The sequence below is a fragment of the Burkholderia sp. BCC0398 genome, from assembly GCF_902833245.1.
GTDB classification, from domain to species: Bacteria; Pseudomonadota; Gammaproteobacteria; order Burkholderiales; family Burkholderiaceae; genus Burkholderia; species Burkholderia sola.
Genome location: NZ_CADFEM010000007.1, coordinates 65,979 through 90,702, shown reverse-complemented (window position 1 = coordinate 90,702; position 24,724 = coordinate 65,979). Strand labels below are relative to the sequence as shown.

The window sequence follows — 24,724 nt, the reverse complement described above, 5'->3', positions numbered from 1 at the left end:
GTCGTCAGAAGTTCTGGTAGTAGACGTACGACGTTTGCTTCACGCGCGATTCCTGCTGCTCGGCGCGCTCTTCGAGATCGATCGGCTGCTTGTCCCACAGCAGGGAACGGCCCTTGCGTTGCTCTTCCTCGAGCGTCGGCTTCTGCTGCTTGAGCTGGTTCAGGAACTGCGTGACGTCGGACTGGTACGGCATGGCTGGATCTTCCGTTTCGGGCGGCGCACGATGCGCCGGATTCTCGATGGCGGGATTTTACCGCATCGCGGGGAACAGCCGGCGCCAATCGAGCGTCGAATCCGCGGGCCGGCGCTGGCGGGCGTCGTGCGGTGGCCCTGCCGCGGCCTTGGCACTCTTTCACAATCGTTTGGCCGTGACGTCGGCGCCCTGTGGTCAAATACAGGGTTTTCCACGAAACCGTAACACACCAGGACGGCGAGGTCATATTTGGCGGGGCAGTCGAACCAGCAAGCACACACGGCGCATCACGCGGGCCGGCGCGCGGCACGCGATCGCGCCGACGCCGCGGCCCGCGTCGCGCGGGCGGCCCTCGCGGGTTGCCTGGCCGCGTGCTTCGCGCTGCCGGCCCACGCGAAGTACGACGTCGACATCGACGCGCCGCGCTCGATCCGCAAGCTCCTGAAGACGCATCTCGACATCGCCCGCTTCGCGAAGCGCGACGACATCAGCGACGACCAGTTCGACTTCCTCGTGACCGCCACGCCGCAGCAGGTGCGCGACCTGGCCGCGACGGCCGGCTATTTCTCGCCGGTCGTGCGCACCGACGTGCGCACCCGCGACGGCAAGCGCGACGTGCGCATCGCGGTCGATCCGGGCAAGCAGACCGTCGTGTCGACGGTCGACCTGACGTTCAAGGGGCCGGTGGAAACCGAGGATCCGAAGCAGGAGACCGCGACGCGGTTCGCGTTCTCGATGAAGCCGGGCGACCCGTTCACGCAGTCCGACTGGGACGACGCGAAGGGTGCGGCGCTCCGGCAACTGCAGTCGCGCCGCTATCTCGGCGCGAAGATCGCGTCGTCCGAGGCGCGCATCGATCCGCGCACGCAGCGCGCGACGCTCGCGGTCGCGTTCGACAGCGGTCCGACGTTCACGATCGGCAAGGTCGACGTCGACGGCGTGCGCCGTTATCCGGAAAGGATCGTCACGAACGTCAATCCGCTGTCGGAAGGCGAGATCTACGACGTGCGGCGGATCACCGAACTGCAGCGGCAGCTGCAGAACACGCCGTACTACGCGAGCGTCGCGATCGACGTCGGCGACGATACGTCGAAACCCGATCGCACGCCCGTGCACGTGAAGGTCAGCGAGTTTCCGTACAACAACATCCGCGGCGGCGTCGGCTTCGCGACCGACACCGGGCCGCACGTGCAGGGTTCCTATACGTATCTCGACACGTTCGGCGCCGCGTGGCCGCTGACCGTGTCGGGCCGGGTCGACCAGATCCAGCAGTACGGGCAGGTCCAGCTGTCGATGCCGCCGGGCGAGAAGGGCTGGACCAACAGCGTGCTCGCGTCGTACACGAACACCAACGTGTCGGACACGCGCATCTACAGCGCGCGGGTCGGCGTGCAGCGCACGCGCACCGGCCAGTTCATCGATTATGCGTATTCGCTGATGTACTACCAGGACCGGCTCGACCAGAACGGCGCGGGGCCGACCACGAGCCGCGCGCTGGTGCCGCAGTGGGCGTGGACCCGCCGCAACGTCGACGATCCGCTGTTTCCGCGCTCGGGCAACCTGATTCACGCGGAGGCCGGCTTCGCGGTCAAGCACGTGCTGGCCGACGAAACCTTCATCCGCGGCTACGCGCGCGGGCAGCAGTATTTGCCGATCGGCAAGCGCGACCTGTTCGTGTTCCGCGCGGAGCTCGGCGGCGTGTTCACGAGCGGCAGTTCGACCGGCGTGCCGGCGTCGCTGCTGTTCCGCGCCGGCGGCTCGAATTCGGTGCGCGGTTACGGCTACCAGAGCATCGGCAACAGCGTCGACGGCTCCGTCTTGCCGACCAAGTACCTGATGACGGGGACGGCCGAATACCAGCACTGGTTCAACCGCGACTGGGGCGCCGCGACGTTCTTCGACATCGGCACCGCGACCGATGCGTGGGGCGAGCGCGTGTTCTACCCGGGCGTGGGCGTCGGTGCGCGCTGGCGCAGCCCGGTCGGCCCGATCAACGTCGACGTCGCGTACGGGTTGCGCAACCACAGCGTGCGCCCGTACCTGACGCTCGGCATCGCTTTCTGAACCTGCCGCCCTATTGACGACGACCGCACGACGAACCGCATGACGAAGGACCCGAACGACACGCCGCCGCCTCACGATCCGGATTCGCCCGACGGCGCGCCCGGCACGCCGCCGCGCGTGCCGCGCCGCGGCCGCGCGTGGCGGGTCGTCGCGTGGACGCTCGCGACGGTCGTGCTGCTCGTCGTGCTGGCGGCGGGGCTCGTGCTGGGCGCGGTGACGACCGAGCGCGGCACGCGGCTCGCGTGGCAGGTAGCCGGCAAGGTGCTGGGCACGCGGCTCGCGGGCACGCTCGAAGGCGGCTCGCTCGCGACCGGCGTGCGCTTGCGCGGGTTCGCATGGACCAGCCCCGACGGCACCGGCACCGAGGTCCGCATCGACCGGCTCGACGGCCGCTGGGCACTGACGCGCGCGCCGTGGCGGCTGTCCGTCGCCTATCTGCGCGCCGGCACGATCGACGTGCGGATCGTGCCGGGGCCGTCGACGCCGAGTACGACGCCGCAGAATCTGAGCCTGCCGCTGCAGGTGCGGATCGACGACCTGCGCGTCGCTCGCCTCGCCATTCACGAAGGCACGTCGACGACGCAGCTCGACCATCTCGCGCTGAACGGCCGCAGCGACGGCCGCCACCATGAACTCGTGCTCGACGGCGTCGATACGCCGTACGGCGCGCTGACCGCGCGCGCGAAGCTCGACGGCGTGAAGCCGTTCGCGCTGACGGGCGACGCCACCTACGTGGGCAAACTCGCCGATGAACCGGTCAACGCGAGCGCGAACGTGTCGGGGTCGCTCGAAGCGCTCGTCGCCGACGTCTCCGCGAGCGGGATGAAGCTGAACGGGCGCGCGCACGTCGAGGCCGCGCCGTTCGGCACGGTGCCGCTCACGCGTGCGTCGCTCGCGTTCGACCACGTGAACCCGCAGGCGCTGTCGCCCGGCGCGCCTGCGGCCGATCTCGCGGTGCGCGCGGAACTCGCGCCGGTGAGCGCGCCGGCCGGCGCGGCGCCCGCGAAGGGCTTCGCGGTGACGGGCCCGGTGTCGATCGTCAACGCGAAACCCGGCACGCTCGGCGACCATCTGCTGCCGGTGATCGACGCGCACGCGAGCGTGCATCTCGACGCGCACGCGCAGCGCATCGACGGTCTCGCGCTGAAACTGATCCGCGACGGCAGCGTGACCGGCGGCGGCATGCTCGCGGGCGGCAAGGGCCGCTTCGACCTGAAGGTCGCGAACCTCGACCTGAACGCGTTCGTCGCCGAGCTGCGACCGATGCGCCTCGGCGGCCCGCTCGGCGTCACGCTCGCGGGCGACGTGACGACCGTCGATTTCAACCTGAACGACCCGAAGCTCGCGCTCGGCGCGCGGGCCAAGGTCGCGCTGACGCAGCAGCAGACCGTGCTGACCGATACGCGCGTGACTGCGGGCAAGGGCCGCATCGACCTGACGGGCGTGTTCCGCCACGACGCGCATTCGACCTATGACGCGAAGGCGACACTGACCGCGTTCGATCCGCTGCTGCTCGCCGCGATGAGCGCGCCGAAGGCGGGCGGCAAGGCGCCTGCGAAAGCGGCCAAGGCGCCGGCCAAGCGCGGCGAGACGCGCGTGTCCGGCACGCTGACCGCGTCGGGCGCGTTCGCGCCGCAGGTATCGACGAAGGCGACCTTCAAGCTCGCCGACAGCCTGTACGACGGCGTGCCGCTGACCGGCGCCGGCGTCGTGCAGCTCGCCGGCTCACGAATTCTGCCGAGCAACGCGAACCTGTCGATCGCCGGCAACCACGTCGACCTGCGCGGCAGCTTCGGCGCACCCGGCGACCGGCTGCGCTTCGTCGTCGACGCGCCGCAGCTCGACCGGCTCGGCTTCGGCGTCGAAGGGCTCGTGCAGGCGCAGGGCGACCTGACCGGCAGCTTCGCGCATCCGAACGTGACAGCCGCCTACAAGGCCGAGCACGTCGTCGTCGGTTCGAACCGGATCGGCACCGCCCAGGGCCGCGCCGACATCCGCGACGGCGCGCACGGCGCGCTCGTGTTCACGGCCGACGCGGCCGACATCGCGCTCGGCTCGTTCAAGCTGAAGTCGTTGCGCGCGAACCTCGACGGCACGCGCGCGAAGCACACGCTCGACGCGTCGGCGCTCGGAATGGCCGGCGGCCGCGTGATCGACCTGACGCTGGCGGCGAACGGCGGCGTGGTCGAGAACCGCGACGGCATGCGCTGGGACGGCACCGTCACGCGGCTCGCGAATCGCGGCACGCCGGCGCTTGCGCTGCAGGCGCCGCTGACGATATCGGCCGGCGCCGGCCGCGTGACGCTCGGCGCGACGCGGCTCACGCTCGAAGGCGCGGCGATCGACCTGAAATCGTTCGTATTCGATCGCGGCCAGATGCGCTCGGCCGGTTCGGTGACCGGCGCATCGGTCGCGCGTTTCCTCGAGGTTCGCCAGGTGCTGACCGGCCAGCGGCCGCCGATGCGCACCGACGTCGTGCTCGATGCCGACTGGGATTTCTCGCTCGGCGCGAACGCGACGGGCTACGTGCAGGTGAAGCGTCGTGGCGGCGACGTGACGATCGAGACCGGGCGCGGCATCGCGTCGCTCGGCCTGACCGACCTGTCCGCCCGCGCGAGCTTCGCGCCCGGCAACCGGCTCAACGTGACCGGGCTCGCGAAGGCGAGCCGGATCGGCACGCTGGACGCGAACGTCACGGTGCCGTTCGCGCTGCGCGACGGCGTGTTCGGCATCGTCGACGACGGTCCGCTGTCGGGCCGCATCGATGCCGACATCCCGGCGCTGAAGACCACCGGCAACCTGTTCGGCCCGAGCTACCTGCTCGGCGGACGCGCGGCGCTGAAGCTGACGGTGTCCGGCACGCCGGTGAAACCGAACTTGTCGGGGACGCTGACGGGCGACGAGCTGTCCGCGACGTTGATCGACCAGGGCGTGCAGTTGAAGGACGGCATCGTGCGCGTGAAGCTGTCGGACAACCTCGTCGAATTCCAGCAGGTCGAGTTTCACGGCGGCGACGGCACGCTGCGCGCGCTCGGCCGCGTGCGCCTCGACGGCGAGGCGCCGGACCTGACCGCGAGCATCGTCGCGGACAAGCTCGAACTGTTCGCGGCGCCGGATCGCAAGCTGTCGCTGTCGGGCAAGGCTACCGTCGCGAACGACGGGCCGCGCGGCGCGCTGGCGATCGACGGCAAGTTCGTCGTCGATCGCGCGCTGTTCGACCTGCCCGAGCAATCGGCGCCGCATCTGTCGGACGACGTCGTGATCGTGCAGCCGGACGGCACGGTGCGCGGCGAGACGCCCACCGGCACCGCGGCCGCGAAGCCGAAGCCGGTCGAGAACAAGCCGGCGCCGTCGCTGGCGCCGCGCGCGAACATCGACGTCGGGCTCGGCAACAACTTCCGCTTCAAGGGCCACGGTGCGGATCTCGGGCTGCGCGGCACGATCACCGTGATGAGCGCGCCGGGCGTGCCGCTGCGCGCGATCGGCAACGTGCGCGTGACCGAGGGCTCGACGTACACGACGTTCGGCCGCAAGCTCGCGGTCGAGAACGGCTTCTTCACGTTCAACGGCCCGGTGGCGAACCCCGGCGTCAACATCCTCGCGATGCGGCGCAACCAGGAGGTCGAGGCCGGCGTGCAGGTGACGGGGACGATCCAGTCGCCGACGGTCAAGCTCGTGTCGGAGCCGAACGTGACGGACAACGAAAAGCTGTCGTGGCTGCTGTTCGGGCACGGCACCGACCAGGGCAACAACGTCGGTCAGCAGGGGGCGATGACGGCGGCGCTCGGGCTGCTCGGCAGCGTGACCGGCAAGCGGGTCGCGCAGACCTTCGGTCTCGACGAGGTGTCGGTCGGCCGCAGCGAAGTCGGACTGACCGATCCGCAGGTCGTGCTGGTGTCGAAGGCGATCAACGAGCGGTTCGTGCTCGGCTTCGAGCAGGGGCTGCAATCGGCGAGCAACGCGTTCAAGGCGACGATCAACCTGACGCGCTTCTGGTCGGTGTCCGCGTACGGCGGCACGTTCCAGGGCGTCGACTTGAACTACACGCGGCGCTTCGACCGGTGGTTCGGGCAGCGGTGACGGAGGGCCGGCGTACCGGACAGCGATAAAAAAGCCCCGCACGATTCAAACCGTGCGGGGCTTTTTTGCGCCAGCAGCAGCGCGTTTCGCTTACTTCACGCGCATGCCCGGCTTCGCGCCGCTATGCGGCTCGAGGATGTAGAGGCCCGGTTCCGCCTTCTCGTCGGTGGCCGACGCGGCGAGCACCATCCCTTCGGACAGGCCGAACTTCATCTTGCGCGGCGCGAGGTTCGCGACCATCACCGTCAGCTTGCCGACGAGCTGCTCGGGCTGGTACGCGGACTTGATGCCTGAGAACACGTTGCGGGTCTTTTCCTCGCCGACGTCGAGCGTGAGCTGCAGCAGCTTGTCCGAGCCCTCGACGGCCTGGCACGCGACGATCTTCGCGATGCGCAGGTCGATCTTCGCGAAATCGTCGATCGAGATCGGTGCATCGTCGGCGCCGTTCGCGGCGGCCGGCTTCGCGTTCGCCTTCGCGTTGTTTTTCGCATCCTTCGCGGCGTTCGCGCTCGCGGCGGCCGCACCCGTTGCCTCGGCCTGCAGCGAATCGCGGTTCGCGGCGAGCAGCGCTTCGAGCTGCTTCGCGTCGACACGCGTCATCAGGTGCTGGTACGCCTTGATCGGCTGCGCCGACGACAGCGGCTTTGCGGCATCGGCCCACGCGAGCGGCGCGATCCCGAAGAACGCCTCGACCGCTTCGGCGACGCGCGGCAGCACCGGCTTCAGCGCGAGCGACAGCAGGCGGAACGCCTCGAGGCTCACGCTGCAGGTTTCGTGCAGCGCGACCGCGTTGGCCGGATCCTTCGCGAGATCCCACGGTTTCGCGCCGTCGACGTACGCGTTCACTTCGTCAGCGAGCTCCATCGTGTGGCGCAGCGCGCGGCCGTATTCGCGTGCTTCGTAGCTCGCGGCGATTTGCGGAATCGCATCGCGCAGCTTCGCGACGAGCGGATGATTCATCGCGCTGTCCTGCACGCGGCCGTCGAAGCGCTTGATCAGGAAGCCGGCTGCGCGGCTCGCGATGTTCACGTACTTGCCGACGAGATCGCTGTTCACGCGCGCCTGGAAGTCGTCGAGGTTCAGGTCGATGTCTTCCATCGTCGCGTTCAGCTTCGCCGCGAAGTAGTAGCGCAGCCACTCGGGGTTCAGGCCCGTGTCGATGTAGCTCTGCGCGGTGATGAACGTACCGCGCGACTTCGACATCTTCGCGCCGTCGACGGTCAGGAAGCCGTGCGCGAACACGTTGGTCGGCGTGCGATGGCCCGAGAACTCGAGCATCGCGGGCCAGAACAGCGTGTGGAAGTACAGGATGTCCTTGCCGATGAAGTGATACTGCTCGGCCGTCGAGCCCGGGCGGATCCACGCGTCGAAATCGATGCCGTTACGGTCGCACAGGTTCTTGAAGCTCGCGTAGTAGCCGACCGGCGCGTCGAGCCACACGTAGAAATACTTGCCGGGCGCGCCCGGGATCTCGAAGCCGAAGTACGGCGCGTCGCGCGAGATGTCCCAGTCGGCGAGCTTGGCTTCGCCGGCGTCGCCGAGCCATTCGCGCATCTTGTTGGTCGCTTCGGGCTGCGCGAGGCCGCTCACCCATTCGCGCAGGAACGATTCGCAACGCGGGTCGGACAGGCGGAAGAAGTAGTGCTTCGAGGTCTTGCGCACCGGCGTCGCGCCCGACACGACCGAATACGGGTTCAGCAGTTCGGTCGGCAGGTACGTCGAGCCGCACACTTCGCAGCTGTCGCCGTACTGGTCCTTCGCGTGGCACTTCGGGCACTCGCCCTTGATGAAGCGGTCCGGCAGGAACATTTCCTTGACCGGATCGTAGGCCTGCTCGATTTCGCGTTCGGCGATCAGGCCGGCTTCCTGCAGCGCGAGATAGATCTTCTCGCTCAGCACGCGGTTCTCGTCCGAATCGGTCGAGTAGAAGTTGTCGAACGACACGCCGAAGCTGTCGAAGTCGCGCTTGTGCTCGGTCCACACGCGGTCGATCAGCTGCTTCGGCGTCACGCCTTCCTTCTCCGCGCGCAGCATGACCGGCGTGCCGTGCGTATCGTCGGCGCCGATGTAGTAGACCTCATGGCCATGCATTCGCAGCGTCCGCACCCAGATGTCGGTCTGGATGTACTCGACCAGGTGGCCGATGTGGATCTGCCCGTTGGCATAGGGCAGTGCGGACGTAACGAGGATCTGGCGGCTGCCTTGCGGCGCCGCAGCCTGCACGGAGGTGAGGTCGGATGCGGACATAGTGTCTGGAGAAGAACAGCGGGAAAAACGACGGGAAACCGCGATTCTAGCAGGGGCGCGGGCCAGCGCGGCGGGCGGGCGCCGCGGACCGGGCGCCGGAACGGGCAGGGGCGCCCGCGCGGCGTGCCGGGGGGTGTTGTGCTGCAGCGCAACACGAATTCTGCGGGCAAAAAAAACCGGGGCGGATACGGCCCCGGAGCAACAACGACAAGAGGAGAATGGTGACGCGCCGGCAACACCAGCCGCGTACCGTAAATACTGACCACGGCCTGCGACAGAAGTTCGAAAATTTTTTCGATTTGTTACCGGCCCCGCCCAACGCCTTGTCAGGCGGGGCAGTGCGGGCGCGGCGCCCGCACATTTCCTCTCGTGGTCGCGCTTATTGATGCTGTTGCGGCGCGCGCAGGTAGATCTCGACGCGGCGGTTCTGCGCGCGGCCGGCTTCGGTCGCGTTGTCCGCGATCGGGTTCGACGGGCCCATGCCTTGCGCGGACAGACGGCCGCCGTTCACGCCGCGCTGCACGAGCGCGTTCACGACGCTTTGCGCGCGATTCTGCGACAGCGTCTGGTTCAGCTGCGCCGAGCCCGTGCTGTCCGTGTAGCCGACGATCGACGCCGTCACTTGCGGGTTCTGGTTCAGCGTGGTCGCCAGGTCGTTCAGCAGCGGCGTGAACGCCGGCGTGATCGCGTACTGGTTCGTCGCGAACGTGACCGAGCTCGGCACGTTCAGCTTCAGCGAGCCGTCCGGCTGCTCGGTGACCTGCGTGCCCGTCTGCGCTGCCGAAGGCGCGAGCTTGTTCTTGATCGCTTGCCAGTTGTAACCCGTCACGCCGCCGACCAGTGCGCCGACGCCCGCGCCGATCGCCGCGCCCTTGCCGCCACCGGCCAGTGCACCGATGCCCGCGCCCAGCGCCGCACCCGTGCCGGTACCGACGGCCGTGTTGTTACCTTGCTGCGTGGCGCAGCCTGCCAGCAGCGCGCCGGCGAGTGCGAAGACGGACAGGCGAGTCGCGATTTTCATGTTCATCTTGGATTCCTCTCTTGGTTGAACGAGTCGACAACGACGACAAACAACAGTGATGGCTCCCTGCGCGGGCCGTCCGAAAAAGGAAGGCCGGCCGGCGCTCGCGGCAGCCGCCGAGGCGCTCGCATGCCCTGTCCGTCAGCGTGGCTGTTCGGGCAGTGCGACGCGTCAGCCTCTACAATATAGGCGGTGAGTGGCCGATTTGGCCCTATAGCATGCCGCACGCGAAGAGTGCGCCGGGTCGCGCGTTCGCGCAATGGCGTGCAACAGATTCTTTCACTTTTCCCGAATTTCGCCGCGGAATTTGATATTTTTTGACGTTTTGCGCGCGAGAAAAACGTTTTCACGGAGTTTCGATGAGCATTGACCGGGCCCAAGTCGACGCCGCGCTGGCGGCAGTCGTCGACCCCAATACCGGCCGCCCGTACGCGGCGAACAAGGGCGTGCGCAACGTCGCGATCGACGGCGATGTCGTGGCGCTCGACGTGGTGCTCGGTTATCCGGCGCGCAGCCAGCACGACGACGTGCGCGCGCGCGTCGCCGCAGCGCTCCAGGCCGTGCCGGGCGTGCGCGACGCGCGCGTCGCCGTGTCGCAGGAGATCGTCGCGCATACGGTACAGCGCGGCGTGAAGCTGTTGCCGAATGTGAAGAACATCGTCGCGGTCGCGTCGGGCAAGGGCGGGGTCGGGAAGAGCACGACGGCCGTCAATCTCGCGCTCGCGCTCGCCGCGGAAGGCGCGTCGGTCGGCATTCTCGACGCCGACATCTACGGCCCGTCGCTGCCGACGATGCTCGGCATCCACGGCCAGCGCCCCGAGTCGCCGGACAACCAGTCGATGAACCCGCTGGTCGGCCACGGGCTGCAGGCGAACTCGATCGGCTTCCTGATCGAGGAAGACAACCCGATGGTGTGGCGCGGCCCGATGGCCACGTCCGCGCTCGAGCAGCTGCTGCGCCAGACCAACTGGCGCGAGCTCGACTACCTGATCGTCGACATGCCGCCGGGCACGGGCGACATCCAGCTCACGCTCGCGCAGCGCGTGCCCGTCACCGGCGCGGTGATCGTCACGACGCCGCAGGACATCGCGCTGCTGGACGCGAAGAAGGGGCTGAAGATGTTCGAGAAGGTCGGGATCCCGATCCTCGGCATCGTCGAGAACATGAGCATCCACGTCTGCTCGAACTGCGGCCACGAGGAGCACATCTTCGGCGCCGGCGGGGCGGAGCGGATGGCGAAGGATTACGACGTGACCGTGCTCGGCAGCCTGCCGCTCGACATCGCGATCCGCGAGCGCGCCGACAGCGGCACGCCGACGGTCGCGGCCGATCCCGAAGGCGCGCTCGCGCGTCGTTACCGCGACATCGCGCGTGGGGTCGCGCTGGCGATTGCCGAGCGATCGCGCGACATGACGTCGAAGTTCCCGTCGATCGTTGTTCAAAATACGTAAAACCCTTGCGGGGCGGGGCCTCACGCTGTTTGCTGCGCCGCGAGGCGCGGTATCATGGCGACTTTTCCCGGGTCCCTTTACCCGCCCGGCGCGGCCGTCGTCTCGAACGGTCGCCAGCCGGCATGAGGATCGAATGAAACAACGACATCACGGCGTGCGCGCCGGCCGCGCGCGGCGCGCGCTGCTGGCCGCCGCCGCGCTGGGCCTGCTGGCCGGCTGTACCTCCTTTTCCTCGTCGCACGAAAAACGGGCCGACGCGCAACTGCAGCCGACGGTCGGCTCGCAGGCGCGTGGCGCGGTGACGTTCGTCGAGCGCCCGGACGGCGTGCAGGTCACCTACAACCTGGTCGGCCTGCCGCCGAACAGCGATCACGCGCTGCAGGTGCACGAACGCGGCGACTGCAACGCGGGCGACGGCTCGAGCGCCGGCCAGGTGTTCGCGCCGGCCGCCGACCGGTTGCGCGCGGGCGCGCGCGTCGCCGGCGATCTCGGCAACATCCACGCGGATGCGAACGGCGTCGCGGCCGGCTTCATCGTCGCGCCCGATCTGGCCCTCGATGGCGTGCGCTCGGCGATGAACCGCGCGGCGCTGGTGCACCGCGACGCGAGCGACCCCGCGTTTTCGCAGCATGGCGCGGGGCCTGCGCTGGCTTGCGGCGTGATCCGTTGACGGCCGCCGCGTGCGTGGGCCGATGATCGCGTAAAATGTCCGCCTTTCCCGGCCGCCGCCTCGCGCGAGCGGCCCTCCCTGATTGTCACGCAGCGTTTCCAGGCGCCCAGATATGAGCATCAAGTCCGACAAATGGATTCGGCGCATGGCCGAAGAGCACAAGATGATCGAGCCGTTCGTGCCCGATCAGGTCCGCGCGTCCGAGGACGGCCGCCGGATCGTCAGCTACGGCACGTCGAGCTACGGCTACGACATCCGCTGCGCGGACGAATTCAAGATCTTCACGAACATCAACTCGACGATCGTCGATCCGAAGAACTTCGACGAGGGTTCGTTTGTCGATTTCAAGGGCGATGTGTGCATCATCCCGCCGAATTCGTTCGCGCTGGCCCGCACCGTCGAATATTTCCGCATCCCGCGCACCGTGCTGACCGTCTGCCTCGGCAAGTCGACCTATGCGCGCTGCGGGATCATCGTCAACGTGACGCCGTTCGAACCCGAATGGGAAGGCTACGTCACGCTGGAATTCTCGAATACCACGCCGTTGCCCGCGAAGATCTACGCGAACGAAGGCGTCGCGCAGGTGCTCTTCTTCGAAAGCGACGAGGTGTGCGACGTGTCGTACGCCGATCGCGGCGGCAAGTATCAGGGGCAGCGCGGTGTCACGCTGCCGAAAACCTGATCTGGTTGCATAACGTCTCACCAGTTTCCGGGTGACCGCTGCGCGTGACGCGCCGCGGTCGTTCTTTTTGGAGAATCGCCCATGAAGTTTCGTTTCCCCGTCGTCATCATCGACGAAGATTTCCGCTCCGAGAACATCTCGGGCTCCGGCATCCGGGCGTTGGCCGAAGCGATCGAGAAGGAGGGCGTCGAAGTCCTCGGCCTCACGAGCTACGGCGATCTGACGTCGTTCGCGCAGCAATCGAGCCGCGCGTCGTGCTTCATCCTGTCGATCGACGACGACGAACTCATGCTCGGCGAAACCGGCCCGGACGGCGAGCTGCCGGAGCTCGCGACCGCGATCATCGAGCTGCGCGCGTTCGTCACCGAAGTGCGCCGCCGCAACGCGGACATCCCGATCTTCCTGTACGGCGAGACGCGCACGTCGCGCCATCTGCCGAACGACATCCTGCGCGAACTGCACGGCTTCATCCACATGTTCGAGGACACGCCGGAGTTCGTCGCGCGCCACATCATCCGCGAGGCGAAGGTCTATCTCGATTCGCTCGCGCCGCCGTTCTTCAAGGAACTGGTGAAGTACGCGGACGAAGGCTCGTACTCGTGGCACTGCCCCGGGCACTCGGGCGGCGTCGCGTTCCTGAAGAACCCGCTCGGCCAGATGTTCCACCAGTTCTTCGGCGAGAACATGCTGCGCGCGGACGTCTGCAACGCGGTGGACGAACTCGGTCAGCTGCTCGACCACACCGGCCCGGTCGCGGCGTCCGAGCGCAACGCGGCGCGCATCTTCAGCGCCGATCACCTGTTCTTCGTGACCAACGGCACGTCGACGTCGAACAAGATCGTCTGGCACGCGACGGTCGCACCGGGCGACATCGTGCTGGTCGACCGCAACTGCCACAAGTCGATCCTGCACGCGATCACGATGACGGGCGCGATCCCCGTGTTCCTCACGCCGACGCGCAACCATTTCGGCATCATCGGGCCGATCCCGCGCGACGAATTCAAGCCGGAGAACATCCGCCGGAAGATCGAGGCGAACCCGTTCGCGCGCGAGGCGCTGCGCCAGAACCCGGACATGAAGCCGCGGATCCTGACGATCACGCAGAGCACGTACGACGGCGTCGTCTACAACGTCGAGATGATCAAGGACCTGCTCGGCGACCTGCTCGACACGCTGCACTTCGACGAAGCGTGGCTGCCGCACGCGACGTTCCACGATTTCTACCGCGACATGCACGCGATCGGCGACGGCCGTCCGCGCACCGGCGCGCTCGTGTTCGCGACGCACTCGACGCACAAGCTGCTCGCGGGCATTTCGCAGGCGTCGCAGATCGTCGTGCAGGATTCGGAGAACCGCACCTTCGACAAGCACCGCTTCAACGAGGCGTACCTGATGCACACGTCGACGAGCCCGCAGTACGCGATCATCGCGTCGTGCGACGTCGCGGCCGCGATGATGGAGCCGCCGGGCGGCACCGCGCTCGTCGAGGAATCGATCGCCGAGGCGATCGACTTCCGCCGCGCGATGCGCAAGGTCGACGCCGAATACGGCGACGACTGGTTCTTCAGCGTGTGGGGGCCGGACAACCTGTCCGAGGAAGGTATCGGGTCGCGCGAAGACTGGATGCTGAAGCCGAACGACCACTGGCACGGCTTCGGCCCGCTCGCGGAAGGCTTCAACATGCTCGACCCGATCAAGGCGACGATCATCACGCCGGGGCTCGACGTCGACGGCGAGTTCGGCGAGACCGGCATTCCGGCCGCGATCGTCACGAAGTACCTGGCCGAGCACGGGATCATCGTCGAGAAGACCGGCCTGTACTCGTTCTTCATCATGTTCACGATCGGCATCACGAAGGGTCGCTGGAACTCGATGGTGACCGAGCTGCAGCAGTTCAAGGACGACTACGACAACAACCAGCCGCTGTGGCGCGTGCTGCCGGAATTCGTCGCGCAGCATCCGCGCTACGAGCGCGTCGGCCTGCGCGACCTGTGCACGCAGATCCACGACGTGTACCGCGCGAACGACATCGCCCGCCTGACGACGGAGATGTACCTGTCGGACATGGAACCGGCGATGAAGCCGTCGGACGCGTTCGCGAAGCTCGCGCACCGCAAGATCGACCGCGTGCCGCTCGACGAGCTCGAGGGCCGCGTGACGAGCATCCTGCTCACGCCGTACCCGCCGGGCATTCCGCTGCTGATCCCGGGCGAGCGCTTCAACAAGACGATCGTGAACTACCTGCGGTTCGCGCGCGACTTCAACGAGCGCTTCCCGGGCTTCCACACCGACATCCACGGCCTCGTCGCGGAAGAGGTGAACGGCCGCGTCGAGTACTTCGTCGACTGCGTGCGCGACTGATGGCGGCGCACGGACGAATCCGGACGATGCGCGCGGCGCTGGCCGCGCTCGTCGTCTGGGCGGCAGGATTGGCGGCGCTCGCGGGCGCGAGTGTCGCCCATGCGGAAGTCGCGGCGGCCGACCCGATCGACGTCGCGATGCGGCAATGCCTCGCGCGGCGCGATCGGTCGTCGCCGGCCGGGCAGATCCAGTGCATGGGCGAAGCGCAGCAGCAGTGGCAGGCCGTGATGGACGGCGCGTACCAGCGCCTGTTGAAGGATGCGCCGGCCGACGCGAAGCGCGGCTGGCAGGACAGCCAGCGCCGCTGGCTCACGTGGCGCAAGGACGAAGTGCTGCTGCTGAAGGCCGTGTACGACACGACGCGCGGCACCGCGTATGCGATGTCGAGCGCCGACCTGCAGTTGCAGCCGGTGCGCGATCGCGCGCTGGCGCTGCGCGGCGCGGCCGATCGCTATGCGCCGCCGCCCGCCGCCGTGCCGGTCGCGGCGACGAGCGGTGCGCAGGGCGGTGCCGGTGGGGTCGCGCCGGCCGGCGCCAAGCCGGCGAATGCGCCGCGCGATCCGGCGATCCGCCGCGTGCGGCCGTGCGCGCAGGACGCCGCATGCGAACACGCGTTATTCGACTTGAACCGCTATTACCAGAAGCTGCACCGCAAGATGCCCGCGCATTCGGCCGCGACGCTCGTGCGCGCGCAGCGCGCGTGGGTGGCGTTCCGCGATGCGACGGCGCCGCTCGTCGGCGAGGACGGACGCGTCGACCTGATCGGCGCGCGCATCGCGACGATGAAGCGGCTGTCGGAGACGGCCGGCAATCGGTAAAGGCGCGCCGCTTTTGACTGCGGCGACATGATGAAACGGGCACCCTCGGGTGCCCGTTTTGCGTTGGAGCGGTGTATCGCCTACGCGGGCTGCGACATGCCCTGCAGCCCGAACCACGACGGCACGAGCGCGACCGCGTCGTCGAGCGACGCGAGCACGTGCAGGCTCAGCGCGACGATGTCGGGCGTCGGCGCTTTCAGGTCGGGCACGGTGACGACCGCGGCGCCGGCGCCGGCGGCCGACTGCGCGCCGAAGTCGCTGTCCTCGAACGCGACGCACGCGTGCGCCGGCACGCCGAGACGCTCGGCCGCGAGCCGGTAGACGGCCGGGTCGGGCTTGCCGCGCGTGACTTCGTCGCCGCCCGCGATCGCGCGGAAGAACGGCAGCACGCCGACCGCGTCGAGCCGCGCACGGATCACGTCGCGCGCGGACGACGACGCGACCGCGCACGGAATGCCGGCCTGCGCGAGCGTTTCGAGCAGCGCGAGCGCGCCCGACTTCAGCGGAAACTTCGGATGGGGTTCGGGTGCGGCGAGTTGCTCGCGCACGCGGATGCGCACCGCGTCGAACGTGTCGGCGTCGCCGATCAGCCGCGCGAGGATCACCTGGCCTTCGGCGAACGAGCGGCCGACGATCTGCAGGTAATCGATCTCGGTCAGCACGACGCCGTGCGCGTTCGACACGTCGATCCACGTGTTCATGATGGTCCGCTCGGAATCGACGAGCAGGCCGTCCATGTCGAAGAGCGCGGCGGAGAAGGTCATCGTGGGCGTCCGTGAAGCGGTGAAGCGGGGAAGCGACGGGCGGCGCAACGGCCGCCCGAATGAAAAACGGACGCCGAAGGCGTCCGTCCGGGACGGCGGGTCGTTACTTGCCGATCGCGGCGCGGGCAGCCTTGACGGCCGCGCGCACCTGGTCGGGCGCGGTGCCGCCCGGATGGTTGCGGCTCGCGACCGACCCTTCGAGCGTCAGGTAGCCGAACACGTCGTCGCCGATCAGGTGCGCAACGTTCGGCAGCTCCTGCTTCATTTCGTCGAGCGTCAGGTCGGCGAGGTCGATCCCGCGGTCGTCGCAGATCTTCACCGCGTGCGCGACGGCTTCGTGCGCGTCGCGGAACGGCAGGCCGCGCTTGACCAGGTAGTCGGCGAGGTCGGTGGCCGTCGAGAAGCCCTGCAGCGCGGCCGCGCGCATCGCGTCCGGCTTCACGGTGATGCCGGCGACCATCTCGGCGAAGATCCGCAGCGTGTCGGCGACGGTGTCGACCGTGTCGAACAGCGGTTCCTTGTCTTCCTGGTTGTCCTTGTTGTACGCGAGCGGCTGGCCCTTCATCAGCGTGAGCAGCGCCATCAGATGGCCGTTCACGCGGCCGGTCTTGCCGCGCGCGAGTTCGGGCACGTCCGGGTTCTTCTTCTGCGGCATGATCGAGCTGCCGGTGCAGAAGCGGTCGGCGATGTCGATGAAGCCGACGCGCGGGCTCATCCACAGCACGAGTTCTTCGGAGAAGCGCGACACGTGCGTCATCACGAGCGCCGACGCCGCGGTGAATTCGATCGCGAAGTCGCGATCGGACACCGCGTCGAGCGAGTTCGCGCAGATGCCGTCGAAGCCGAGCGTTTTCGCCACTGCATGACGGTCGATCGGGTAGCTGGTGCCCGCGAGCGCGGCCGCGCCGAGCGGCAGGCGGTTCACGCGGGTGCGGCAGTCGCGCATGCGTTCCGCGTCGCGCGAGAACATCTCGACGTACGCGAGCAGGTGGTGGCCGAACGTGACCGGCTGCGCGACCTGCAGGTGCGTGAAGCCCGGCATGATCGTGTCGGCGTTCTGTTCCGCGAGGTCGATCAGCGCGCCGCGCAGGTCGTTCAGCAGGCCGCCGATGCGGTCGATCTCGCCGCGCAGCCACAGGCGGATGTCGGTCGCGACCTGGTCGTTGCGCGAGCGGCCCGTGTGCAGGCGCTTGCCGGCATCGCCGATCAGCGCGGTCAGGCGCGCCTCGATGTTCAGGTGGACGTCTTCCAGGTCGAGCTGCCATTCGAATTCGCCACGCTCGATCTCGCCTTTGATCTGCGCCATCCCGCGTTCGATCGCGGCCAGGTCGTCGGCGCTGATGATCTTCTGCGCGGCGAGCATGTTCGCGTGCGCGAGCGAGCCGGCGATGTCGACGAGCGCGAGGCGCTTGTCGAAAAACACCGACGACGTGTAGCGCTTGACCAGCTCCGACATCGGTTCCGAGAAGCGGGCCGACCAGGCCTCGCCCTTTTTGTGCAGTTGGGACGTCATGGCGATTCTTCGAAGGGGAGTTGGGCGGCCGTGGGCCGCCGAGGGAATCCCGCGATTCTAACATTCGCGAAGCGGGCGGCCGGCGCGCGCTACCGCGGGCCGCAGGTCAGCGGGCCGATGCGCGGCAGCGTGCCGTCGTCCGGCCGCCGGTACGCGAATTCGACGGTGCAGTCGCGGCCGCTGCCGGAGATCTCCAGGTGGTTGGTCTCGACGAGGCCGTCGACGAAGGTCAGGCCGTCGTAGCCGACGATCGTGCGCTGGCCGCTTTCGACGTGGCGGACCGCGAGTCCCGGCGGAAGCGGCGTGCCGTCCGGCGCGTGCAGCGCGATCGACGCGGCGCTGTAGCGCGTGATGGCGAAGTGCGCGAGCACGCCGGAGCGGGCCTGCGGCACGACGTCGAGCGTCGTGTCGGCGATCCGCGCGTCGGCCGGCAGCGCGCTGCCGTCGATCGCGACGCGATTGTTCTGGTACGCATTCAGGTCGGGCACCAGCAGGTAGCCGGCCCGGTCCGTCGCGCCGATCGGCCGGTTCTGGTGCAGCACGGGCACGCGCCCCGTGTCGGTCGAGACGAGCGCGAAGCCGTCGTCGACGCGGCGCGCCGTCATCACCCGGCCGTCCATCAGCACGAACGCGCCCGTGATGTCGGCCGCCGCGTTGCCGCGCCCGTCGAACGATTGCGCGAGCAGCGTGAGCTGGCCGGCGCGGCCGAGATACTGCAGCTGGCCCTGCCCGTAGCGCGTGCCCGCGTTGGCGCCGGCCTGCACGTTCCAGCCGAAGCCGCCGCCGTAGTCGGGCGGCCGCGATGCGTTGAGCGTGTAGGTCGATTCGCCGTTCTGCCGCCCGGCGTTCGCGGAGACGGACGTGTTGCCGCCGAGCCCGATGCTCAGGCTCACGAAGAAGCCGCGCGCGTCGCGTTGCCGGAAGTCCTGGAAGCCGCTGAACGTGATCGAGGTCAGGCCGCCGAGGTTGACGAGGTAAGCGAGCGAGCCGATCCGCGACGCGGCGACGCCCGGATACTTGAGGGCCAGATAGCTGAACGACAGCGTTTGCGCGCGCAGGAACGGGAACGACACCGTCACGCGATCGGTGGCGCGCGAGACCGGCACGCCTTCGCGGCTGCCCAGGTCGACGTAGTCGCCGAATGCGCGCAGCGTCTGTGCGTCGATCGAGAAGCGCGACGTCACGTACTGGTAGCCGATGCCGGCCTGCACGCCGGTCCTGCCCGGCGCGCTGAGCGCCAGGGACGCGTTCGCCACGCCCCGCTCGCCGAGGCGCGCGAGCACGCCGGCGCCGGCGTTGTAGACGCCGGCCGTCGCTTCCCCGTGCGCTTCGACGGTCAGCCGCTCGCTGATCCCGTAGCGCAGCGAGGCGCTCGCCGCCGGCGTGCGCGCGTAGTCGAACGAATCGGTGCCGTACGCGCGGCGCAGGAAACCGGCTTCGACCGAATAGCTGGCGAGGCCGGGCGCGAGCAGGCGCGTATCGACGTACAGCGGAATCGACGTCGCGATCGCGCGGCCGAGCGCGTCGCGCGTGACGACCGTCGCGTTGCCCGCGCCGGTGATGCCCGGCACGCTGTTGATCACGAACGGCCCGCTCGGCACGTTGCCGCTGAACTGGCGCACGTTGTTCACGTACAGGTCGACCGACGTCGGCACGACCGCGCTGCCGGACAGTGCAGGCACCGGAAACGTGACGAGGTCGGGGCGCAGGCCGAAATTGCTGCGCCACTGCACGCCGCCCAGGCGCAGCGAGCGCGTCCAGGACAGCGACGACGAAATCGTGTCGCCGACCTGGGTCGTCGTGAGCGTGCCGGGATTCGAGCGGGTCCAGGACGTGTCGTAGCGTACGTAGCGCCGGCGATCGTCGTACAGGTACGCGATGCCGGTGCTGCTGAGTACGCCGGCCGGATCGAAATAGCGCGCCTCGCTCCAGACCGCGAGCGGTGCGCGCGCGACGGTTTGCGCGTACGCATCGTAGTTCAGCACGAAGCCGCGGCCGGACGTGGCCGGCGGCGCGGCGGCGAGCGCGCGCGTATCGAACGTGTGCGGAATCCGCAGTGCATCGGGCACGCGCAGGTCGAGCGTCTGCCGGCCGGCGTCGTAGTCGTAGTGCAGCCCCGCGAGCGTATCGAGCGCGACGAGCGTGTTCGACGGCGCGTTCGCGGGGCCACCGGTCGCGATGCCCAGGTCGTTCAGGTCGGTGGACGCCGCATACAGCCGCCCGTCGATCTGCCGGAACCGGGCAATCCGGTGCGTCGGTTCGCCATTGAGCGACACGTCGAGATACAGCCCGTCGGCTTGCGCCGCGGCTTCGGACGCGGCGGCGGGCGGCACCGGCGCCGGCTGCGCGCATACGGCGAGCGCGCGCAGCGCCAGTATCAGCGCCAGCGCGAGCGGCGCGGCGGTGGGCCGGCCGGGCCCGGCGTGTCGTACGGGGCAGTCGGGCCGGAGGGTCTTGCTCGGCGTCGGCACGGGCACCGTCGTGCGATCCTGCTCGGGTGGCTCAGGGCGCCGTCAGCCGGGCTTCGACCGGCTGCGCGTTGACGGTCGCCTGGATCTTGACGAACGGCGTGCCGGCGTCGAGCTTGAGCGGCCAGCGTCGCGTACTGCCCGCGAGCGCATAACCGAGCAGCCCGCGCGTGACCTCGTGGACACCGCCTCGCGCATCGACCAGCCGGACCGCGGAAATCTGCGCCCGCCGTCCGCCGCGATTGTCGACCGTGAGCCGCATGCCGGTCCCGTCGGGTTCGACGCGCCAGTCGAGGCGCGGGGACGCTGGCGCGGCATCGGGCTCGACGAATACGGGCACGGAATAGCGCAGCCGGATCGTCACGCCGTTGTCGACCGGCGTGCCCGGTGCGGGCAGTTCGTCGATCAGCACGCGATAGCTCTCCTCGGCGGCCGGCGTGCCGCGGCTCGTGCGTACGAGCCGGATCAACTGCTCGGCGTTCGCGTCGATCTGCAGCAGCGGCGGCGACGCGGCGAGCGCGTCGGTCGGCGTCATCACGTCGGTGCCGTTTTCCTGCGTCCAGCGATAGGTGCGGACCTGGCCGTAGATCGGCCGTCCGCCCGGGTTGCTGAGCGTCATGCTCGCGGCGGCCGCCGATGGCGGCAGCTCGATCGTCACGGGCGTGATCTGCAGCGTGGCGGCATGCGAGACCGCCGCCGCCCATCCGACGTACAGCGCGGCCAACGCGCGCGGGAACAATCGCACGGCCCGTTAGAAATAGACGGTGGCGGTGACCGAGGCCTGGTAGGTGTCGGGCTTCGGCGTCGCCTGCGCGGGCACCTGGCCGTACACGTTCAGCACCTGCGCGGAACCGGTGCCGGTGCCGCCCACCGTGTCGGTGCCTTGCGTATTGCCCCAGATCGTCGAGTGGCCCGAGTCCTGATAGAGCTGGTAGCCGACCGTCGTGCCGGTATTGCCGGTCGTGGTGCCGCCCATCAGCCGGCTGGCGACGGTCGAGCCGCTCACCGTGCCGGCGTCGAGCCCGACGTTGTAGGGCGTCGAGTTCGTGCAGGTGACGGAGACCGTCGTCTGCTGGTTGAGCGTCGACGCGAGCACGCCGGTCGTGCCGAATGCAAGCGGGTTCGCGGCGATCGTGCAGTTCGCCTGAATCGTGAGCGTGACGTTGAATTGTGCGGTGGCCGTGCCGTTCGAATAGACTGCGGCAACGGTGACGGGCTGCAGCACCGGCGCGAACGCGAACGTGGCTGCGAGCATGACTGAAAAAACACGACGTCGGGAATCTATCATTATGATTGTCTCCTGCCGTTCAAGGGGTCGCCCGGCCGCGGAGTGCCTGCCGCGTGGTCTGTTGCCGGTCGCCGTTACCGCTCTGTCGTTGGAGGAAGACTACTCCACCGCTTCGGTCGCGCGCAATGGAGAAAACGCCGACCTGGCGGGCATTGTCCGGGGGGGGCGGACGGATTCCATCGGCCTATTGATATGGATCAAGTAACAGTGCGAACGATCGATGCGCGGACCGATACGATGACGGCGCGACCCGGTCCGCGAACCCGATCGGGCGGACGGTTTTTTTCGGGGAGATGCATGGCGGATGACGGCTTCGACGTGGCGCGCCGCTGGATGCGCGCGCTCGCGTACCTGCTGCTGGCCGCGCTGCTCGGCATGCCGTGGATGCCCGCGCGTGCGGATACGTGCACGGTGACGCCGCCGGCGCCGAGCTTCGGCTCGGTCAGCCCGATCACGCAACAGGCGTACACGACGACGGCCACGATGACCGTGAACTGCACGTGGGACGTGCTGAGCCTGAACACCGGCGTGCTGGTGTGCGTGAACCTCGGCGGCACGAGTCCGCGCTACCTGAGCAACGGGACGAACCAGATGCAGTACGACCTGTATCAGGATGCGGGCTATTCGCAGCCCTGGGGCGCCGTGAGCAGCGGCACGACGCCGATCTCGCTGACGTTGACGAAACCGGCGCTCGGCACGTCCGCGAGTGCGAACGTGACCATCTACGGCCGCATCGCGCCGAACCAGCCGACCGTGCCGACCGTGAACAACGACAGCACCGTCTATACGCAGAGTTTCAGCGGCAACCAGGCCGCATACAGCTACAGTTTTTCGTTGCTCGGCGTGCTGCCGACACCGTGCGTGTCGCAGTCGACGGCCGGCACGATGACGGTTACGACGACCGCCACCGTCGTCAACAACTGCATCATCAGCGCGACCGGCGTCGCGTTTCCGCCGGCAGGCGTGCTGGCGTCGGCGCTGACCGCGAGCGGCTCGATCAGCGCGCGCTGCACGAACGGCGACGCATTCCGGATCGCGTTGAACGGCGGCGGCAGCGGCAACGTCGCCGCACGCACGATGCAGCGCGCGGGCGGCGGGTCGGTCAGCTACCAGCTCTATCAGGACAGCGGCTTCACGCAGCCATGGGGCGACGGCACCGCCGGCACGTCGATGGCGACCGGCACCGGCAGCGGGTTCGCGCAGGCGATCACCGTGTACGGCCGCGTGCCCGCGCAAGCGACGCCGGCGCCCGGCAACTACAGCGACACGATTACCGCGACGATCAGCTTCTGAGCCGCGCTCAGTCGCGCACCAGCACGACGAGCTTCAGGTCCTCGCGGTGCGCGGGCTTCAGCGTGATCTGCTGATACACGACGCGGCCGTCGGCCGAATGGTCGAATTCGCGCAGCCCGCCTTCGCGCTCGAACACGTCCTGCGACGCCCAGTACTGCGCGAACGCGTCGCTGCCGGCCGTCAGCGCGTCGATCAGCGCGCGCGTCGGCGCATCGGTCAGGTGGCGGATCGCATCGGCGCGGAATTCGGCGGCGAGCCGCCGGGCGCGGGTTTCCCAGTCGACGATCAGCGTGCGGGCGGCCGGCGACATGAACGTGAAACGCAGCAGGTTGCGGTCGTGTTCGCCGTCGAGCCAGCCGGAAAAGAGCGCGGCAGCCGGCGCATTCCACGCGAGCGCGTTCCATTGTCGGTCGAGCACGTAGGCGGGCGTCGCGATCGCCGCGACGGTCGCGGCGAGCGTCGGCGGCAGGTCGCCGCCCGCGACGTCGGGCTCGGCCGGGTCGCGCTGCGCGGCGAGCTCGAACAGATACGCGCGCTCGGCCTTCGACAGCTGCAACGCGACCGCGATCCGGGCCAGCGCGTCGGCCGAGGCCGACACGGGCCGACCCTGTTCGATCCACGTGTACCAGGTCGGGCTGACGCCGCACAGTTGCGCGACTTCCTCGCGCCGCAGCCCCGGCGTGCGTCGGCGCGGGCCGGGCGGCAGGCCGACGGCCTGCGGCGACAGCCGCTCGCGGTGGGCGCGGATGAATTCGCCGAGCGCGCGGGCAGGCGTGGCGTCGAGCGGCGGGACGGGGGCGGAGGAGAGTTGGCTCATGCGGAAACGGCAAAGTGGAAGCGAAAACGCGGCAACGATCGAACGATCAGACAGGTGGATCGAATACCAGAATAACTGCTTAACTTGTACTGGTACACACGCCGGCCTATTGTAGCGGCTCGCGCGCTGGCAGGGCAGCGGGCGTCCCCCACAATACGTTGCACGGGGCCGGATCGCGCGCCGAAGCGTCGGTCGGCCGACTGCATCCAGGACAGGAGCGAACGATGAAACACCACGACCAGGTCGCCGACGCATTCGGCACGACGGCCGCCGCCTATCTGACCAGCACGGTTCATGCGACGGGCGCCGACCTGCAGACGCTCGCCGACGCGGTGCGTGCGACGCCCGATGCGGCGGTGCTCGACCTCGGTTGCGGCGCCGGCCACGCGAGCTTCGCGGTCGCGCCGCACGTGCGCGACGTGGTCGCGTACGACCTCGCCGCGCCGATGCTCGCGACCGTCGACGCGGCCGCGCGCGAGCGCGGGCTCGCGAACATCCGCACGCAGCAGGGTCCGGCCGAGCGGCTGCCGTTCGACACCGCGACGTTCGACTGGGTCGTGAGCCGGATGAGCGCGCATCACTGGCACGACGTTCGCGCGGCGCTCGCCGAGGTGCGCCGCGTGCTGAAGCCGGGCGGCCGCGTGCTGATGATCGACATCGCGGGCAACGACCATCCGTTGCTCGATACGTACCTGCAGGCCGCGGAAGTGCTGCGTGACGCGTCGCACGTGCGCGACTACCGTGCGGACGAATGGCTCGCGATGTTCCGCACCGCCGGTTTCGACGCGCAGGTGCACAGCCGCTGGCGGCTGCCGATCGATTTCGACACGTGGGTCGCGCGCATCCGCACGCCGGCCGACAGCGTCGCAGGCATTCGCGCGCTGTGGGCGCATGCGCCGGACGAGGTGCGCGGCTATTACGCGGTGCGGCCCGACGGTTCGTTCGAGCACGATGCGTTGCTGATCGACGCGCACTGAGCGTGCGGCGCGCGCTG

The 24,724-nt window shown here is 68.9% G+C and carries 18 protein-coding genes; 9 read left to right on the top strand and 9 right to left on the bottom strand.

Features of this window, described 5'->3' with window-relative positions:
* Nucleotides 1-4: 4 nt before the first annotated feature.
* Nucleotides 5-193: a DUF3460 family protein gene (locus tag HWX76_RS16965; protein ID WP_006478107.1), complete on the bottom strand. Its 189-nt coding sequence runs from the start codon at nucleotides 191-193 to the stop codon at nucleotides 5-7.
* Nucleotides 194-442: 249 nt separating this feature from the next.
* Between HWX76_RS16965 and HWX76_RS16960 the strand changes: the two genes are divergently transcribed.
* Together HWX76_RS16960 and HWX76_RS16955 are read left to right on the top strand one after the other, a co-directional pair.
* Complete coding sequence (locus HWX76_RS16960) at nucleotides 443-2,257, top strand: autotransporter assembly complex family protein (protein ID WP_050012051.1); 1,815 nt, start codon at nucleotides 443-445, stop codon at nucleotides 2,255-2,257.
* 39 nt (nucleotides 2,258-2,296) lie between these two features.
* Nucleotides 2,297-6,337 (top strand): translocation/assembly module TamB domain-containing protein, encoded by a 4,041-nt coding sequence (locus HWX76_RS16955; RefSeq protein ID WP_176016073.1) that lies wholly within the window; start codon nucleotides 2,297-2,299, stop codon nucleotides 6,335-6,337.
* A 90-nt stretch (nucleotides 6,338-6,427) separates the two neighbouring features.
* Here HWX76_RS16955 and metG read toward each other — a convergent pair whose 3' ends face one another.
* Together metG and HWX76_RS16945 are read right to left on the bottom strand one after the other, a co-directional pair.
* Complete coding sequence (gene metG, locus HWX76_RS16950; protein ID WP_050012049.1) at nucleotides 6,428-8,584, bottom strand: methionine--tRNA ligase; 2,157 nt, start codon at nucleotides 8,582-8,584, stop codon at nucleotides 6,428-6,430.
* A 379-nt stretch (nucleotides 8,585-8,963) separates the two neighbouring features.
* Complete coding sequence (locus HWX76_RS16945) at nucleotides 8,964-9,611, bottom strand: OmpA family protein (RefSeq protein WP_050012048.1); 648 nt, start codon at nucleotides 9,609-9,611, stop codon at nucleotides 8,964-8,966.
* Nucleotides 9,612-9,964: 353 nt separating this feature from the next.
* Here HWX76_RS16945 and apbC point away from each other — a divergent pair, with 353 nt between their 5' ends.
* From apbC to HWX76_RS16920, 5 genes are all read left to right on the top strand, one after another.
* On the top strand, nucleotides 9,965-11,056 hold the full coding sequence (apbC, locus tag HWX76_RS16940; RefSeq protein ID WP_050012047.1) for an iron-sulfur cluster carrier protein ApbC: 1,092 nt from the start codon (nucleotides 9,965-9,967) through the stop codon (nucleotides 11,054-11,056).
* 133 nt (nucleotides 11,057-11,189) lie between these two features.
* On the top strand, nucleotides 11,190-11,726 hold the full coding sequence (gene sodC / locus HWX76_RS16935; RefSeq protein ID WP_050012046.1) for a superoxide dismutase [Cu-Zn]: 537 nt from the start codon (nucleotides 11,190-11,192) through the stop codon (nucleotides 11,724-11,726).
* A gap of 112 nt (nucleotides 11,727-11,838) precedes the next feature.
* Nucleotides 11,839-12,408 (top strand): dCTP deaminase, encoded by a 570-nt coding sequence (dcd, locus tag HWX76_RS16930; protein WP_006398615.1) that lies wholly within the window; start codon nucleotides 11,839-11,841, stop codon nucleotides 12,406-12,408.
* 81 nt (nucleotides 12,409-12,489) lie between these two features.
* Nucleotides 12,490-14,769 carry an arginine/lysine/ornithine decarboxylase gene (locus tag HWX76_RS16925; protein WP_089488731.1) on the top strand — a complete coding sequence of 760 codons (2,280 nt, stop codon included), beginning with the start codon at nucleotides 12,490-12,492 and terminating at the stop codon, nucleotides 14,767-14,769.
* Nucleotides 14,769-15,587, top strand: coding sequence for a lysozyme inhibitor LprI family protein (locus tag HWX76_RS16920; RefSeq protein WP_050012044.1), 819 nt, complete (start codon nucleotides 14,769-14,771; stop codon nucleotides 15,585-15,587). Before HWX76_RS16925 ends, HWX76_RS16920 begins: the two co-directional genes overlap by 1 nt.
* Nucleotides 15,588-15,667: 80 nt before the next feature.
* Here the strand turns inward: HWX76_RS16920 and HWX76_RS16915 are convergent, their stop codons facing one another.
* From HWX76_RS16915 to HWX76_RS16895, 5 genes are all read right to left on the bottom strand, one after another.
* Complete coding sequence (locus HWX76_RS16915; RefSeq protein WP_176016072.1) at nucleotides 15,668-16,351, bottom strand: HAD family phosphatase; 684 nt, start codon at nucleotides 16,349-16,351, stop codon at nucleotides 15,668-15,670.
* A 103-nt stretch (nucleotides 16,352-16,454) separates the two neighbouring features.
* Nucleotides 16,455-17,864, bottom strand: a complete 1,410-nt coding sequence (gene argH / locus HWX76_RS16910) for an argininosuccinate lyase (protein WP_050012042.1) — start codon at nucleotides 17,862-17,864, stop codon at nucleotides 16,455-16,457.
* Nucleotides 17,865-17,953: 89 nt separating this feature from the next.
* Nucleotides 17,954-20,341 carry a fimbria/pilus outer membrane usher protein gene (locus HWX76_RS16905; RefSeq protein WP_050012041.1) on the bottom strand — a complete coding sequence of 796 codons (2,388 nt, stop codon included), beginning with the start codon at nucleotides 20,339-20,341 and terminating at the stop codon, nucleotides 17,954-17,956.
* A 25-nt stretch (nucleotides 20,342-20,366) separates the two neighbouring features.
* Entirely contained in the window at nucleotides 20,367-21,077 is a 711-nt protein-coding gene (locus HWX76_RS16900; RefSeq protein WP_050012040.1) for a molecular chaperone, read from the bottom strand.
* Between the two features lie 6 nt (nucleotides 21,078-21,083).
* The gene (locus HWX76_RS16895) at nucleotides 21,084-21,620 is read right to left on the bottom strand and encodes a spore coat U domain-containing protein (RefSeq protein WP_050012039.1); all 537 of its coding nucleotides are present in this window, start codon (nucleotides 21,618-21,620) and stop codon (nucleotides 21,084-21,086) included.
* Between the two features lie 297 nt (nucleotides 21,621-21,917).
* Here HWX76_RS16895 and HWX76_RS16890 point away from each other — a divergent pair, with 297 nt between their 5' ends.
* Nucleotides 21,918-22,913 (top strand): spore coat protein U domain-containing protein, encoded by a 996-nt coding sequence (locus HWX76_RS16890; protein WP_050012037.1) that lies wholly within the window; start codon nucleotides 21,918-21,920, stop codon nucleotides 22,911-22,913.
* Between the two features lie 7 nt (nucleotides 22,914-22,920).
* Here the strand turns inward: HWX76_RS16890 and HWX76_RS16885 are convergent, their stop codons facing one another.
* Nucleotides 22,921-23,730 (bottom strand): helix-turn-helix transcriptional regulator, encoded by an 810-nt coding sequence (locus HWX76_RS16885; RefSeq protein WP_124554781.1) that lies wholly within the window; start codon nucleotides 23,728-23,730, stop codon nucleotides 22,921-22,923.
* Nucleotides 23,731-23,954: 224 nt separating this feature from the next.
* On the opposite strand from HWX76_RS16885, the gene HWX76_RS16880 reads away from it, so the two are divergent.
* A complete protein-coding gene (locus HWX76_RS16880) occupies nucleotides 23,955-24,707 on the top strand; it encodes a class I SAM-dependent methyltransferase (protein WP_050012035.1) in 753 nt (250 codons plus the stop codon).
* Nucleotides 24,708-24,724: the final 17 nt, after the last annotated feature.